We start from the raw sequence: 14680 nt of genomic DNA, 5'->3' as shown, positions 1-14680 counted from the left end.
CGCATGGCCCTAGTCGACGAAACCAGCATTGACGAAGCCGGCTTCCGCATGTCGGAAGCGACGGCGGGCGATTTCTTCGCCCTGCTGAAGCCGCGCGTCATGTCCCTGGTGGTGTTCACGGCCTTTGTCGGCCTGGTCGCGGCACCTGTGACCATCAACCCGTTGCTGGCGGTGATCGCCATCCTGGCTATTGCCATCGGCGCCGGTGCCTCGGGCGCGCTCAACATGTGGTACGACGCCGACATCGATGCGGTGATGACCAGGACGGCCAGCCGTCCGGTGCCGTCCGGCCGCATCCAGCCTAACGAGGCGCTGACCTTCGGCCTGGTGCTGTCGGCGCTGTCGGTGATGACGCTCGGCGTGCTCGCCAACTGGCTGGCGGCGACGCTGCTGGCTTTCACCATCTTCTTCTATGCCGTCGTCTACACGATGTGGCTGAAGCGCTGGACACCGCAGAACATCGTCATCGGCGGCGCGGCCGGTGCGATCCCGCCGGTCATCGGCTGGGCCGCGGTGACCGGGTCGGTCAGCGTCGAAAGCATCGTCCTGTTCCTGATCATCTTCCTGTGGACGCCACCGCATTTCTGGGCCTTGGCGCTGTTCAAGTCCGAGGACTACGAACGCGCCGGCATCCCGATGATGCCGAATGTCGCCGGCCACGCCTCGACCCGCCGTCAGATCTTCGCCTACGCGCTGGTGCTGGCGCCGGTCGGTGTGCTGCCGTGGCTGCTCGGCTACACCACGCCGATCTATGGCGTTGCCGCTGTGCTGCTCGGGGTTGGCTTTGTCTGGTATGCGTGGAAGGTGCTCGGCATGGCCGACGACGACCGCGCCATGAAGCCGGCCAAGGCTTTGTTCGCCTATTCGCTTCTCTATCTCTTCGCCATCTTCGCCGCCTATCTGGCCGATAGCGTGGTCGAACGCGCGCTTGCCATGGGTGGGGCATGACCATGATCGAGGAAAAGCTCGAGACGGTCACCTTGACCGAGCGCCAGAAGAAGGCGCGGCGCAGCCGTTCCGTCGCCATTGGCCTGGCGCTGGCGGTGCTGGTCGTCATTTTCTATATCGCGACGATCATCAAGTTCGGCCACAATTTGGGCACCATGTAATGAGCGCCGGGACATCCAGGAAGCCGGCCGGCAGGAACAGCAACCGCATCGTCGCGGCTGTCTGCCTCGCCTTCTTCACCGGCATGATCGGCATGGCCTACGCCGCCGTTCCGCTCTACAAGATGTTCTGCCAGGCGACTGGCTATGGCGGCACGACGCAGCGGGTCGAAAAACAGTATGCCGGCCGCGTGCTCGACCGTGAAATTACCGTCCGCTTCGACGCCAACATCGCGGGCGTGCCATGGGAGTTCCAGCCGGTCCAGCGCTCGATGACGATGAAGATCGGCGAGACGGTGCAGGCGCATTACCAGGCGACCAACAAGTTCGACCGCCCCGTTACCGGCCGCGCCACCTTCAACGTGCAGCCGGAACTGGCTGGCCCGTACTTCAACAAGGTCGAGTGTTTCTGCTTCACCGATACGACGCTGAAGCCCGGCGAGACGCTGGACATGCCGGTCGTCTTCTATGTGGACCCCGACATTGTGAACGTACCGGAACTGAAGGACATGAAGACGATCACTCTGTCCTATACGATGTTCCCGGTCGAGAAGAACAAGCCGGTCGCCTCCTCGGAGCCGGCAAAGGACAGTAGCAAGACAATTTCAAATACCGAAAATCTCGGGGGTTGATATGGCAGACGCGCACGCACAACATCACGACTATCATCTCGTCGATCCGAGCCCGTGGCCCTTCCTGGGATCGGTAGGGGCGCTCGTCACCGCTTTCGGCGGTGTTTGCCTCATGGAATATTTGAAGGGCGGCTCCTTCCCGATCTTCGGCTTCAACATCGCCAATCCGTGGCTGTTCTTCATCGGCATCGCGATCGTCCTCTACACAATGTTTGCCTGGTGGTCGGACACCATCAAGGAAGCGCATGAGGGCCACCACACGCGGGTCGTGTCGCTGCACCTGCGCTACGGCATGATCATGTTCATCGCCTCGGAGGTGATGTTCTTCGTTGCCTGGTTCTGGGCTTATTTCGACGCCAGCCTTTTTGCCGGCGAGGCACAGAACTACGCGCGCCATGCATTTACCGGTGGCGTTTGGCCGCCGAAGGGCATGGAGGTTCTCGATCCCTTCCACCTGCCGCTCTACAACACCGTCATCCTGCTTCTGTCGGGCACCACGGTCACCTGGGCGCACCATTCGCTCATCCATGGCGATCGCAAGGGGCTGATCAACGGTCTGGTGCTGACCGTCGGCCTCGGCATGCTCTTCACCATGGTCCAGGCCTACGAGTACATGCACGCTCCGTTCGGCTTCAAGGATTCCATCTACGGCGCCACCTTCTTCATGGCGACCGGCTTCCATGGCTTCCATGTCATCATCGGCACCATCTTCCTGCTGGTCTGCCTGATCCGTGCGATGAAGGGCGACTTCACCCCCAAGCAGCATTTCGGCTTCGAGGCAGCCGCCTGGTATTGGCACTTCGTCGACGTGGTCTGGCTGTTCCTGTTCGCCTCGATCTATGTCTGGGGATCGGTCGGCGCGGTCATCGAAGGCCACTGACGCAGTCTTTAGCATTTCGATTTCGGGAAGGCGGCCGCGGCGACGCGGTCGCCTTCTTCTTTTCGGCGCCTTCTTCTTTTCGGCGCAATGATCGCCGATCGATTGCCGATGCGGCGGACGGTTTCCCGGGCGATTTGCGCATTCATCTTCCTGGCATTCCCGGCCTTTGCCGCCGAGAAGGTCGATCTGGTGCGTGTCCACAAGGCGGAACGGCGCCTTGAACTGATCGGCGACGGCAAGGTGGTGCGCAACTACGGCATCGCGCTCGGCGGCGATCCGGTCGGCCACAAGCACCAGGAGGGCGATCAGCGCACGCCCGAGGGGCGCTATATCCTCGACTGGCGCAACCCGAACAGCATCGCCTACAAGTCGATCCACGTCTCCTATCCCGATGCCGACGATCTGGCGGCGGCGAAGGCGCGCAATGTCGACGCCGGTGGCATGATCATGATCCACGGCCAGCCAAACGGTTTCGGCTGGTGGGGCTGGCTGCTTCAATTGGTCGACTGGACCGACGGTTGCATTGCCGTTACGGACTCGGACATGGACGAAATCTGGGCAGTGGTGGCCGATGGGACACCCATCGAGATCGGGCAATAAGCATGAGTGACGGGCCTATCCATGACTGAAGACAAGGCGATCTGGCCTCCCATCGAGCCGATTTCGGCCGGCCTGCATGGCCGCTGCCCGCGCTGCGGCGAGGGGCGGCTGTTTTCCGGCTTCCTCACCGTCGGCAAGCGCTGCGTCAATTGCGGCCTCGATTATTCCTTCGCCGATGCCGGCGACGGGCCGGCGGTCTTCGTCATCCTGATCATCGGCTTCATCATTGTCGGCCTGGCGCTCTGGGTCGAAGTGACGCTGAGCCCGCCGCTTTGGCTGCACCTGCTGGTCTGGATTCCGATGGCCCTGGTGCTGTGCCTGACCGCGCTGCGGCTGATCAAGGGCGTGCTGCTGACGCTGCAATACGCCAACAAGGCGGCCGAGGGCCGGCTGGATCGGGGCGAATGAGCGAGGCCTCCGTCAAGGGCAGCGGCCGCTCGCGGCCACGATCGGTATTGCTGCTCGGCCTTGGCCTTGTGCTGCTGTTGATCCTGCTGGCGCTCGGCACCTGGCAGGTCCAGCGCCTGCACTGGAAGGAAGGCCTTCTGCAGACCATCGACCAGCGCACCCACGCGGCGCCACGGCCGCTGGCCGAGGTGGAAAAGGAATTCGCCTCGACCGGGGATGTCGACTACACGCCGGTCACCGTCAGTGGGACCTTCCTGCACTCGGGCGAGCGGCATTTCTATGCAACCTGGGAAGGCGAGGCCGGCTTCAACGTCTACACGCCGCTGGCGCTGGATGATGGCCGCTTTGTCCTGCTCAATCGCGGCTTCGTCCCCTATGACCTCAAGGATGCCGCCAAGCGCGCCGAGGGACAGGTGACGGGCAAGGTCACGGTCACCGGGCTTGCCCGCAATCCGCTGCCGGCAAAGCCGTCGATGATGCTTCCCGACAACGATGTGGCGAAGAACATCTTCTACTGGAAGGATCGCGACGTGATGGCGGCGAGCGCCGGCCTGCCCGCGGGGTACACCCTGGTGCCGATCTTCATCGATGCCGACAAGACGCCGAATCCGGGCGGTCTGCCGGTCGGAGGCGTCACCATCATCGACCTTCCGAACAGTCATCTGCAATATGCTGTCACCTGGTATGGGCTTGCCGCGGCACTGGCCGCCGTGCTCGTCCTGCGGCTTCGCCGTCCCGCGAAAGAGGATTGAAGGTGACCGAACCCCTTTCTACCATTACCCCCTTGCTACCATTACCCTTGACAGGGCAGGGGTAGGCACCTCATTTCGGCGCTGACGAACCGGCCAGGATTTAATGCTTCAGACAACCACCAAGCCTCCGCTGACGATCCGGCTCTGCCAGCCGCGCGGCTTTTGCGCCGGCGTCGACCGTGCCATCCAGATCGTCGTCCTGGCGCTGAAGAAATATGGCGCGCCGGTCTATGTCCGCCACGAGATCGTGCACAACCGTTATGTCGTCGAGGGACTGCAAAGCCTTGGCGCCGTCTTTATCGAAGAGCTTTCCGAGATTCCGGCCGAACACCGGCAGTCGCCGGTCGTCTTCTCCGCGCATGGCGTGCCGAAGTCGGTGCCGGCGGATGCCCAGGCGCGCAACCTGTTCTATCTCGACGCCACATGCCCGCTGGTCTCCAAGGTCCACAAGCAGGCGATGCGCCATCAGCGGCTCGGCCGCCATGTCCTCTTGATCGGCCATGCCGGGCATCCCGAGGTGATCGGCACGATGGGGCAATTGCCGGAAGGTGCCGTGACGCTGGTCGAGACCGAGGCCGATGCGGCCAGCCTTGCGCCCGCCGATCCGCATGCGCTCGGCTTCGTCACCCAGACCACGCTGTCGGTCGAGGACACCGCCGGTATCATCCGGGCGCTGCAGGAGCGCTTTCCCGACCTGCAGGCGCCGGCGGCGGAATCGATCTGCTATGCCACCACCAACCGCCAGGAAGCCGTCAAGGATACCGCCCCGGGTGCTGACCTCTATTTGATCGTCGGCGCCCCCAATTCCTCCAATTCGCGCCGCCTTGTCGAAGTGGCGGAGCGAGCCGGCGCCACGATGTCGCTTCTCGTGCAGCGCGCCGCCGAGATTCCGTGGAATGACATCGGCAACATCTCGACGCTTGGCCTGTCCGCGGGGGCGTCGGCACCGGAGATCATCGTCGACGAAATCATCGACGCGTTCCGCCAGCGCTTCGATGTGACCATCGACCTGGCCATCACGGCCACCGAAACGGAGGATTTCCCGGTCATGCGGGTATTGCGCGATGTCGAACTGACGCCGGCCGACATGGCCTTCGTCAACGGGGCTGCGTAAGATCCATGGCTGTCTACACCGATGTTGCGGAAGGCGAACTCGGCGCTTTCCTGAAGCACTACCCGGTCGGCGATCTCCTATCCTACAAGGGCATCGCGGAAGGCACCGAGAATTCGAACTTCCTGCTGCACACCTCCAGCGGCTCCTACATCCTGACGCTTTACGAAAAGCGCGTCGAGAAGGCGGATCTGCCGTTTTTCCTCGGCCTGATGAGGCATCTCGCCAACAAGGGCGTGTCCTGCCCGCTGCCGGTGACCGCGCATGACGGCAGCGTCGTCGGTACGCTGGCCGGTCGGCCGGCGGTCATCATCACCTTCCTCGAAGGGCTTTCGCTGCGGCGTCCGGCGGCAGCGCATTGCGCCGAGGTCGGCAGGGCGCTGGCGGCCCTCCATTTGGCCGGTGCCGATTTTTCGATGACCCGCCCCAACGCGCTCGCCATCGACGGCTGGCGCAAGCTGTGGGACGCGTCCCGCGCCCGCGCCGACGAGGTCGAGCCGGGCTTAGCGGCCGAGGTCGACGCCGACTTCGCCGATTTCGAGCGCAACTGGCCGAAGGACCTACCCCAAGGCATCATCCACGCCGATCTGTTCCCGGACAATGTCTTCTTCCTCGGCGAGAAGCTCTCCGGCCTGATCGACTTCTATTTCGCTTGCGACGACCTCTACGCCTACGACGTTGCCACCTGCCTCAACGCCTGGTGCTTCGAAAAGGACTTTTCCTTCAACCTCACCAAGGGCAAGGCACTGCTCGAGGGCTATCAGAGCGTGCGCCCCCTGAGCGACGGGGAAAAGACGGCGCTGCCGATGCTGGCGCGCGGTTCTGCGCTGCGGTTCATGTTGACCCGGCTCTACGACTGGCTCACCGTTCCCGATGGCGGCCTGGTCATGAAACGCGACCCGACCGAATACATCAGACGGATGCGGTTCCATCGGGCGATCAAATCTGCTTCGGAATATGGGCTGGCATGAGCAAGAACGTTGAAATCTTCACCGACGGCGCCTGTTCGGGAAATCCGGGTCCCGGCGGCTGGGGCGCGATCCTGCGCTTCAACGGCGCCACCAAGGAGCTTTCCGGCGGCGAGGCGGAGACGACCAACAACCGCATGGAGTTGCTGGCGGCCATCTCGGCGCTGAATGCGCTGAAGGAACCCTGCACGGTCGAGCTTCATACCGACAGCAAATATGTCATGGACGGCATTTCCAAGTGGATCCACGGCTGGAAGAAGAACGGCTGGAAGACCGCCGACAAGAAGCCGGTCAAGAACGGTGAACTCTGGCAGGCGCTCGACGAGGCCAACCGTCGCCATAAGGTCACCTGGAACTGGGTCAAGGGCCATGACGGTCATGTCGAGAACGAACGCGCCGACGAATTGGCGCGGCAAGGCATGGCGCCGTTCAAGAAAGGCCCGTTCAAACCTGCAGCGCAGCCGAAGCCCGCAGCACAGGCAAAGCAGCCGGCGGCAACCAAGGCGCGGCGCTCCACCCAAAGTTACTGAACGCCGGGCGATCCGCTCGCGGGCAGGAGCCTTTACCGTGTCGACCTTGGTCTACATCACGCATCCCCAGGTTCAGGTCGATGCCAGTGTTCCGGTGCCGGAATGGAGCCTGTCCGACATCGGGCGGGCCCGAGCCATTGCCATGCTCGATCAGCCCTGGGTCGGGCCGATCCGGCGTATCGTCTCGTCGGCTGAGCGCAAGGCGGTGGAAACCGCCGAGATCCTGGCAAGGCATCTGCGCCTTGCAGTCGAGGTGAGGCAGCGGATGCATGAGAACGACCGGTCGGCGACAGGCTTTCTGCCGCCGCCGGAGTTCGAAGCGGTCGCGGACCAGTTCTTCGCCAACCCATACAGCAGCATTCGCGGATGGGAGCGGGCGATCGATGCCCAGAACCGCATCGTGAGCGAGGTCGACACCGTGCTGGCCACCAGGAAGGCCGGCGATATTGCCGTCGTCGGCCATGGCGGCGTCGGCACGCTCCTGCTGCTGTCTCTCAGCGGACGAGAGATCAGCCGCGAAGCGGATCAGCCACCGGGCGGCGGCAACTATTTCGCTTACGATATCTGCGCGCGCCAAATCATCCACGGATGGCGGACGATCGACAGATAGTCTTGACCAGCACCCGTTCAGCCGGCGTAAGCATATGGTCGGCAAGCCCTCTTGGTGGCGTTGGAGTTGCTCACGGGTTTGGATGGGAGTAATATTTCCTACCATCGAGCAATAGGAAGCTACATGGCAAACGTCGAAAAAATGAGCGTGGCCGTGACCCCGCAACAGGCCGCGATAATGCGAGAGGCCGTGGAAGCGGGCGAGTATGCCACCGCAAGCGAGATTGTACGCGAAGCGATGCGGGATTGGCTGGCCAAGCGCGAACTGCGGCATGACGATATCCGCCGGCTGAGGCAGCTCTGGGATGAAGGCAAGGCAAGCGGGAGACCGGAGCCTGTGGATTTCGACGCGTTGCGAAAGGAAGCTCGGCAAAAGCTGACGGAAGCCTCGCCGAATGGCCGTTAGGCTTGTCTGGTCACCCACAGCCAAGGCGGATCTCATCGACATCTACGTGATGATAGGCAGCGAAAACATACGGGCGGCCGATCGCTACTACGATCAGTTGGAAGCGCGGGCCTTACAGCTGGCAGACCAGCCACGCATGGGTGTCAGGCGACCGGATATCAGGCCTTCCGCACGAATGCTGGTGGAGGCGCCGTTTGTACTGCTCTACGAAACGGTACCGGACACCGACGATGGCCCTGTTGAGTGGGTTGAAATCGTTCGTGTGGTGGATGGGCGGCGGGATCTGAACCGTCTGTTCTAGTTCTCTAACGGATCAGCAGCGCAGTGCCCCAAAGCCCAATCGCGAACACGGTGTGCGAGACCAGGTTGAGTGCCCGGATCTGCATCGGGTTGGGCCGCTTCGACGCCGCCCATCCGGCACCCATCCCAGGCGCCAGCAGGAACCAGCCGGCGCCGACGGTGACGATGCCCAGGATGAAAGCTGGCAGGAAAGTCGGCGCCGCAAGCCAGGCGGCTCCTGCCACCACGACCAGGATGATGCCGTAGACGATGCCGACGAAATAATGAAACGCCCAGCCCAGCGCCACCTCATTCGCGTAGGGCGCGGCCACGCCGATATCGTCGTGGAAGACCTTGTCGCGCAAGTGCCAGACCCAGCGGCCGACAGGCCCCCAATTCGGCCGCGGCTGGCCGAATGCGTAGTGGAGGAAGAAGGCCCAGATATCCATCAGCACCGTGGCGCCGATGCCGATCGCGACCGCGCGCCAGAAGACGTCAAACATCTTTGGAATCCCCCCAAATTGTCACTTCTGGACTACAACCTCGATCGTCGGGCGAGAGCGGCCGCTGTGGCCTCGCCCGCCCGACGCCGTCGTTGAGCTCAGAGCTGTCCGAGAATATGAGCCGCACCGGACTCGTCGACACCGGGCTTGGTCTCGACATTGACCGCGGTGACCTTGCCGTCGTCGACGATCATCGAAAACCGCTTCGAGCGCAGGCCCATGCCGCCCGCGGAAAGGTCGTTATCGAGGCCTGCCGCCTTGGCGAAATCGCCATTGCCATCGGCAAGGAACAGGATCTTGCCCTCGCCGCCGGTGAAGCGCGCCCAGGCTCCCATGACGTGGACGTCGTTGACCGAGACGACGGCGATGGTGTCGACGCCGCGCGCCAGGATCGCGTCGTGGTTCTCGATATAGCCGGGCAGGTGGTTGTTGCTGCAGGTCGGCGTGAAGGCGCCGGGAACACCGAACAGCACGACCTTCTTGCCGGAGAAAATCTCGGCTGACGTGATCGCCTTGGCGCCGTCGGCGGTCATCGTCTTGAAGGTCGCTTCAGGCAGCTTGTCGCCAACGGAAATGGTCATGAGTTCCTCGCTTGGGGAATGGGAAGGATGCGTGCCTGCGTAGCGAACTCGGCGGCGTCCTGCAACTCTCGAGGTAGGATCACGGGAAAGGCAGAAGCCCTTCGACCGCGCCCGCCGAACTCGTCAGCGTATAGTGAAGCCCGCCATCGGTTGGTGTCGTCGAAGGGCGGTCGAGGATCGGCACGGTGAAGATCAGCTTGCCGTCCTTTTCGCTGCGCGAAGGCGGGCCGAACATGTAGTCCCGCTCGCCGGCGACGAAGAAATCCGCCGCCTCCGGATCGCCTGGAAAACTCGCCTCGACAACCAGCGTCTCATGATCGCCGGGCAGGACATTGATGCCGAAATCGGACCTTGCCGGTGCGGGCAACGCCGCGAAGCTCGCCTTCACCAGTGCCGCATCCTCGGCATTGTCCGGGTCGGAAGCGGGGTCGACGGTCAGCCGCGTCTGCACGGGGATGCAGATCGTTTCGCAGATGCCGAGAAAGACGTTGGCGTCGATGACGGCCTGATCCTTGGCCGCCGACAGCGTGAACACCACCGGCAGCGACACCGGATAATCGTAACCTGCCCATTTGCCATAACCGTCGTCATGACGCTGCGGCGCCGGAAAGGACAGCTTGGCATCCGTGATGTTGGTGCTGGCGGAAACATCGAGTTGCGGCGGCACGCCGGCATCGCCCGGATCACGCCAGTAGGTCTTCCAGCCCGGCTTGAGCGCAATGTCGAGAACGCCCTGGATGCGGCCGGCATTGTCCGGCTTGCCTGACGTCACCAGCCGCACCTTGCCGCCTTCGCTGCTGTACCATGCCGACGAGGAGGCTGCGGCGGGAACGATGGTTGCCGATGCGATGGCGGCGCCGAGCAACAGGATTTTCAAGCTTTGCATGGCGGTGATTTGATCGTCCGTTCATGGCGGTGCAATGATTTCATGGCCTTGCCGATATCATATTTGCGTGACCCTTGCGGACAAACTATGCCGGGCTGGCGGCACGGCTTTGGTCGAATCCACCGCTGCGCATCTTTTCGGCGCCGGGGAAACGCGTTACCCTCGCTGCCATGGATTTGTTGCGCCACAAGAAGACAGCCGCTGGACGCGGCTTTCTCGACGATCAGTTCCTGATTGCCATGCCCGGCATGAAGGACGACCGTTTCACGCGCTCGGTCATCTATGTCTGCGCGCACAGCGATGAAGGCGCGATGGGCCTGATCATCAACCAGACCCAGCAGATGCTGTTTCCGGACCTGTTGGTGCAGCTCGGCATCATGAACGAGCAGGAGGCGATCCGCTTGCCCGCGCAGGCGCGCGATTTCGTCGTGCGCAATGGCGGGCCTGTCGATCGCAGCCGGGGTTTCGTCCTGCATTCGGGCGACTACCGCGTGGAATCGTCGCTGTCCGTTTCCGATGACATCTGCCTGACCGCGACCGTCGACATATTGCGCGCCATTTCGTCGGGTCGCGGGCCTCGCCGCGCGCTGATGGCGCTGGGTTATTCCGGCTGGGGCGCCGGCCAACTGGAAACCGAGATCGCCGAGAATGGCTGGCTGACCTGCCCGGCCAGCCCCGAACTTCTGTTCGACGCCGACATCGAGCGCAAATACGATCGTATCCTCGCCTCGATCGGCATCGATCTGGCGCATCTCAGCCTCGCCGCCGGACACGCCTGACCCATCAGGCCGACACAGAGGCCGTTTCGAAACTCGCTCATGCGAGTCATATGATGGTGATTTCGAGAACCGGAGCGGAGCGTACTTAGGTACGTGAGCACCGGAAGCGCAGAAAGCGCCATCAGATGGCCGCAGGAGCAGAGTTTCCAAACGGCCTCTAAGCCTGCGTCAGCGGATATTGCTCCTTCAGCGTCTTCAGCACCTGGTCGCCTGGCATAGGCGCGCCGAACATGAAGCTCTGCACATATTCGCAGCCCATCTGGCGCAGTTCCAGCGCATCGCGTTCGTCTGAAATGCCCTCGGCCACCACCGAAAGGCCGAGCTCATGGGCCATGTTGACCATGGATTTGAGCAGCACGGCGCGCTTGGGTGTGCTGTCGTCGACAAAACTCTTGTCGATCTTGATGGTGTCGAAGGGGAAACGCGTCAGATAGGCGAGCGAGGAATAGCCGGTGCCGAAATCGTCCAGCGACAGGCCGATGCCGAGCTGCTTCAGCTTCGTCAGCACGTGGGCGGTCTGTTCCGGATTGTCCATCACCAGGGATTCGGTGAGTTCGAGCCGGAAGCAGCGCGGCTTCAGGTTGGCTCGTGCGATGACGGAGCGGACGTCGCTGACCAGGTCGCGGCGGATGAGCTGGCGGCTGGACAGGTTGACCGAGACCGACAGCGGCGCATCGCCGATCTGCTTCTGCCATCCGGCAAGATCCTCGGCCGCCTGCTGCATGGCGAACAGCCCAAGCTGGACGATCAGCCCGCAGCTTTCGGCGACCGGGATGAAATCGGCAGGCGGGATCATGCCGCGGCGCGGATGGTCCCAGCGCAGCAGAGCCTCGAAGCCGGCGACGCTGCCGTCTTCCAACCGTACGATCGGCTGGTAGGCAAGCGTGAATTCGCGCCGTTCGATAGCGCGCCGCAAGTCGGATTCGAACTGCAGCCGGTCGGTGCCGACGGTGCGGAAAGCCGGACGGAACGGCTCGATCCTGTCGCCGCCGAAACGCTTGGCCTGATGCATGGCAAGCTCGGCGTCCTTGACCATGTCCTCGGCCGAGGTCTGCGCCGAGGTCCAGGTGATCAGGCCGATCGAGGCGGTCAGCACGATCTCGCGCTTGGCGAAGGTGATCGGATTGTTGATCGCATGCTTGATGGCATCGGCCACGCCGGCGATGCGGGCAGGGTCTTGTTCGGAAAGCAGCATCAGGGCGAATTGATCGCCGGCGAAGCGCGACAGCGAATCCTTCGGCTTCAAGAGCCGATGCAGCCGGCGCGCGATGGTGAGCAGGATGGTGTCGCCGGCCGAGATGCCTAGCCCGTCATTGACCTGCTTGAAGCGGTCGATGTCGATGACGAATACGGTCGGCCGCACTTTTTCCTCGGTGCGGGCGATCGAGATGATCGCCTCCAGCCGGTTCATGAACAGTTCGCGGTTCGGCAGGCCGGTCAAATTATCGTGCACTGCGTCGTGCAGCAGCCTTTCCTCGGATTTCTTTTGCTCGGTGACATCGACCATGGTGCCGACGCAGCGGATGACCTCGCCGTCCGATCCGATGACCGGGCGGGCGCGCAAGGCAAACCAGTGATAATGCCCGTCGGCGCCGCGCAGGCGGAAGTTCTGCGACACCCGTCCGCGGCGGTGCTCAAGCACCACGTCGAGCGTCGTGCGGAACGTGTCGCGGTCGTCGGCATGCAGCACTGGCAGCCAGTTGCGCGCCGCACCCCCCAGGCTGTTGGGGGCTAGGCCGAGCTGGATACTGACATCGGGCTTGGTCACCACGCGGTCGCGCAGCACGTCCCAGTCCCACACCGTATCGCCCGATCCGGCCACTGCCAGCGCCTGGCGCTCGAGGTCGGAGAACAGCCCCTGGTGCAACGCACCGCCGGCAAAGGCGTGCTGCATGACGGTGAAGCCGATCAACAGGATGATCAGGATCAAGCCGCCGCCGAGCGCCGGCTGGGCGATGTCGTTGTCGAGCATGCCAGTGATCGCCATCCACGATCCACAGAGCCACAGCAGCACCATGACCCAACTGGGCACCAGCATGATGGCGCGGTCATAGCCGCGAATCCCGAGGAAGATGATCAGGCCGAGCCCGGTCAGCGCCGTGGCGGCGAAGGATATCCTGGCGATGCCGGCGGCAACCGCCGGATCGACGATGGCGACACCGGCAATCAGCACAAGCCCGAGGATCCAGACCAGCGCGCCATAGCTGAAATGGCCGTGCCATCGGTTGAGGTTGAGATAGGCGAACAGGAAGACCACGAAGGTCGCCGCGAGCGCCACCTCCGTTCCCGCTCGCCACATCTGCTCGTTGCCGGGTGATATCTCTATGATCTTGTTGAGAAAACCGAAATCGACGCAGATATAGGCGAGCACCGCCCAGGCGAGTGCCGCGGTCGCCGGGAACATCGAGGTTCCCTTGACCACGAAAAGGATGGTCAGGAACAGCGCCAGAAGGCCGGCAATGCCGATGACGATGCCGCGAAACAGCGTGTAGGAATTGACCGAGTCCTTGTAGGATTCGGGATCCCACAGATAGACCTGCGGCAGCTTCGGCGAGGCGAGCTCGGCGATGAAGGTGATCACCGTGCCGGGGTTAAGCGTCACCCGGAACACGTCGGCGTCCGGGCTGGTCTGGCGGTCGAGCGCGAAGCCTTCGCTGGGCGTGATGGCGGCGATGCGGGTCGAGCCGAGGTCGGGCCAGAAGATGCCGGAATTCACCAGCCTGAAATGCGGCGCGACAATCAGCCGGTCGAGCTGTTGGTCGGTTGTGTTGGCGAGCGCGAACACCGCCCAGTCGCCGGTCGAGCGTGCATCGTTGGCCTCGACCTCGATGCGCCGCACGATGCCGTCCGGCCCGGGCGCGGTCGACACCTGGAAATTCTCGCCCTGGTTGCGGTAGATCTCGACGGCGCCCGAAAGGTCGAGCGCGACGTCGTCGCGGGCAATCTTGATCGGCTCGACGGCGAAGGCCGACGAAGCCGCGCACAGCGTCAGGATCGTCGCAATGATAAAGGCGAACAGCGGCCCGTTTCGCAGGAAATTCGTCAAAATCAGTCCTTCGTTCCTGCGCCCGGCGGATCGTCCGCGATCCGGGCGTAGAGGTAGTGGTCCTGCCAGATGCCATTGATCCTGAGATAGGATCGAAGAAGTCCTTCGCGCTGGAATCCGGCTTTTTCAAGCACGCGGATCGACCGGATATTGTCGGGGATACAAGCCGCTTCGATCCGGTGCAACCTCAGCGTATCGAAGGCGAAGCGGGCCACCAGCTTGACCGCGTCGGTCATCAGGCCACGGCCGCCGAAGCGCTCGCCGATCCAGTAGCCGATATGGCCGCTTTGCGAGACACCGTGGCGAATGTTGCCGAGCGTGATTCCGCCCGCCAGCTTGCCACTCGACTTCTCGAAGATGAAGAAGGCGATCGCTGTTCCTTGTGCATAGTCCTCGCGGTAACGGCTGATGCGCAGCCGCCATGCCGTGCGGTCGAGCTCATCGGGCGTCCAGCGCGGTTCCCACGGTTCCAGGAAGGCGCGGCTTTCGCCGCGCACCGTGGACCACTCGCGATAGTCATTGGTCAGCGGCACGCGCAACGTCACGCGTTCGCCCTTCAGTGCCGGCAGGTCACGGCGAAAGAAAGGGAGCGCGAACACGACGC

19 protein-coding genes are annotated in these 14680 nt (G+C 63.2%); 14 read left to right on the top strand and 5 right to left on the bottom strand.

The window, feature by feature from the left end:
• Nucleotides 1-3 precede the first annotated feature (3 nt).
• The 13 genes from AC0NIH_RS27075 (at nucleotide 4) to AC0NIH_RS27015 (ending at nucleotide 8303) form a co-directional block, all read left to right on the top strand.
• Nucleotides 4-948 (top strand): heme o synthase, encoded by a 945-nt coding sequence (locus AC0NIH_RS27075; RefSeq protein ID WP_023764489.1) that lies wholly within the window; start codon nucleotides 4-6, stop codon nucleotides 946-948.
• Complete coding sequence (locus AC0NIH_RS27070) at nucleotides 945-1109, top strand: hypothetical protein (protein WP_013896657.1); 165 nt, start codon at nucleotides 945-947, stop codon at nucleotides 1107-1109. Before AC0NIH_RS27075 ends, AC0NIH_RS27070 begins: the two co-directional genes overlap by 4 nt.
• On the top strand, nucleotides 1109-1738 hold the full coding sequence (locus AC0NIH_RS27065; RefSeq protein ID WP_473466931.1) for a cytochrome c oxidase assembly protein: 630 nt from the start codon (nucleotides 1109-1111) through the stop codon (nucleotides 1736-1738). The genes AC0NIH_RS27070 and AC0NIH_RS27065 overlap by 1 nt, the downstream gene beginning before the upstream one ends.
• A 1-nt stretch (nucleotide 1739) precedes the next feature.
• Nucleotides 1740-2618, top strand: a complete 879-nt coding sequence (locus AC0NIH_RS27060) for a cytochrome c oxidase subunit 3 (protein WP_013896655.1) — start codon at nucleotides 1740-1742, stop codon at nucleotides 2616-2618.
• A 108-nt stretch (nucleotides 2619-2726) separates the two neighbouring features.
• Complete coding sequence (locus tag AC0NIH_RS27055) at nucleotides 2727-3218, top strand: L,D-transpeptidase family protein (protein ID WP_473466933.1); 492 nt, start codon at nucleotides 2727-2729, stop codon at nucleotides 3216-3218.
• 21 nt (nucleotides 3219-3239) lie between these two features.
• Nucleotides 3240-3626: a DUF983 domain-containing protein gene (locus AC0NIH_RS27050; protein WP_224687077.1), complete on the top strand. Its 387-nt coding sequence runs from the start codon at nucleotides 3240-3242 to the stop codon at nucleotides 3624-3626.
• The gene (locus tag AC0NIH_RS27045; protein WP_473466934.1) at nucleotides 3623-4378 is read left to right on the top strand and encodes an SURF1 family protein; all 756 of its coding nucleotides are present in this window, start codon (nucleotides 3623-3625) and stop codon (nucleotides 4376-4378) included. Before AC0NIH_RS27050 ends, AC0NIH_RS27045 begins: the two co-directional genes overlap by 4 nt.
• Before the next feature lie 103 nt (nucleotides 4379-4481).
• Nucleotides 4482-5492, top strand: coding sequence for a 4-hydroxy-3-methylbut-2-enyl diphosphate reductase (gene ispH / locus AC0NIH_RS27040; RefSeq protein WP_023778696.1), 1011 nt, complete (start codon nucleotides 4482-4484; stop codon nucleotides 5490-5492).
• A 5-nt stretch (nucleotides 5493-5497) separates the two neighbouring features.
• Entirely contained in the window at nucleotides 5498-6460 is a 963-nt protein-coding gene (locus AC0NIH_RS27035; protein WP_287276892.1) for a homoserine kinase, read from the top strand.
• Complete coding sequence (gene rnhA / locus AC0NIH_RS27030; protein ID WP_224687080.1) at nucleotides 6457-6987, top strand: ribonuclease HI; 531 nt, start codon at nucleotides 6457-6459, stop codon at nucleotides 6985-6987. Before AC0NIH_RS27035 ends, rnhA begins: the two co-directional genes overlap by 4 nt.
• A 37-nt stretch (nucleotides 6988-7024) precedes the next feature.
• Nucleotides 7025-7597: a histidine phosphatase family protein gene (locus AC0NIH_RS27025; protein ID WP_473466936.1), complete on the top strand. Its 573-nt coding sequence runs from the start codon at nucleotides 7025-7027 to the stop codon at nucleotides 7595-7597.
• Nucleotides 7598-7720: 123 nt separating this feature from the next.
• Nucleotides 7721-8002, top strand: a complete 282-nt coding sequence (locus AC0NIH_RS27020) for a ribbon-helix-helix domain-containing protein (RefSeq protein ID WP_473466937.1) — start codon at nucleotides 7721-7723, stop codon at nucleotides 8000-8002.
• On the top strand, nucleotides 7992-8303 hold the full coding sequence (locus AC0NIH_RS27015) for a type II toxin-antitoxin system RelE/ParE family toxin (protein ID WP_013896646.1): 312 nt from the start codon (nucleotides 7992-7994) through the stop codon (nucleotides 8301-8303). The genes AC0NIH_RS27020 and AC0NIH_RS27015 overlap by 11 nt, the downstream gene beginning before the upstream one ends.
• Before the next feature lie 4 nt (nucleotides 8304-8307).
• Here AC0NIH_RS27015 and AC0NIH_RS27010 read toward each other — a convergent pair whose 3' ends face one another.
• The 3 genes from AC0NIH_RS27010 to AC0NIH_RS27000 form a co-directional block, all read right to left on the bottom strand.
• The gene (locus AC0NIH_RS27010) at nucleotides 8308-8784 is read right to left on the bottom strand and encodes a DUF2938 domain-containing protein (RefSeq protein ID WP_023764478.1); all 477 of its coding nucleotides are present in this window, start codon (nucleotides 8782-8784) and stop codon (nucleotides 8308-8310) included.
• Between the two features lie 98 nt (nucleotides 8785-8882).
• Nucleotides 8883-9365 (bottom strand): peroxiredoxin, encoded by a 483-nt coding sequence (locus tag AC0NIH_RS27005; RefSeq protein ID WP_352714027.1) that lies wholly within the window; start codon nucleotides 9363-9365, stop codon nucleotides 8883-8885.
• Between the two features lie 79 nt (nucleotides 9366-9444).
• Nucleotides 9445-10251, bottom strand: coding sequence for a protein-disulfide reductase DsbD domain-containing protein (locus AC0NIH_RS27000; RefSeq protein ID WP_287276903.1), 807 nt, complete (start codon nucleotides 10249-10251; stop codon nucleotides 9445-9447).
• A 170-nt stretch (nucleotides 10252-10421) separates the two neighbouring features.
• Here AC0NIH_RS27000 and AC0NIH_RS26995 point away from each other — a divergent pair, with 170 nt between their 5' ends.
• Complete coding sequence (locus AC0NIH_RS26995; RefSeq protein ID WP_013896642.1) at nucleotides 10422-11030, top strand: YqgE/AlgH family protein; 609 nt, start codon at nucleotides 10422-10424, stop codon at nucleotides 11028-11030.
• Nucleotides 11031-11187: 157 nt separating this feature from the next.
• Here the strand turns inward: AC0NIH_RS26995 and AC0NIH_RS26990 are convergent, their stop codons facing one another.
• Both AC0NIH_RS26990 and AC0NIH_RS26985 read right to left on the bottom strand, forming a co-directional pair.
• Nucleotides 11188-14076 carry an EAL domain-containing protein gene (locus AC0NIH_RS26990; RefSeq protein WP_013896641.1) on the bottom strand — a complete coding sequence of 963 codons (2889 nt, stop codon included), beginning with the start codon at nucleotides 14074-14076 and terminating at the stop codon, nucleotides 11188-11190.
• Between the two features lie 2 nt (nucleotides 14077-14078).
• The gene (locus AC0NIH_RS26985; RefSeq protein ID WP_473466940.1) at nucleotides 14079-14675 is read right to left on the bottom strand and encodes a GNAT family N-acetyltransferase; all 597 of its coding nucleotides are present in this window, start codon (nucleotides 14673-14675) and stop codon (nucleotides 14079-14081) included.
• Between the last annotated feature and the right edge of the window lie 5 nt (nucleotides 14676-14680).

Source organism: Mesorhizobium sp. WSM1386 (genome assembly GCF_055901595.1).
This window is presented reverse-complemented; position numbering and strand designations above follow the sequence as displayed.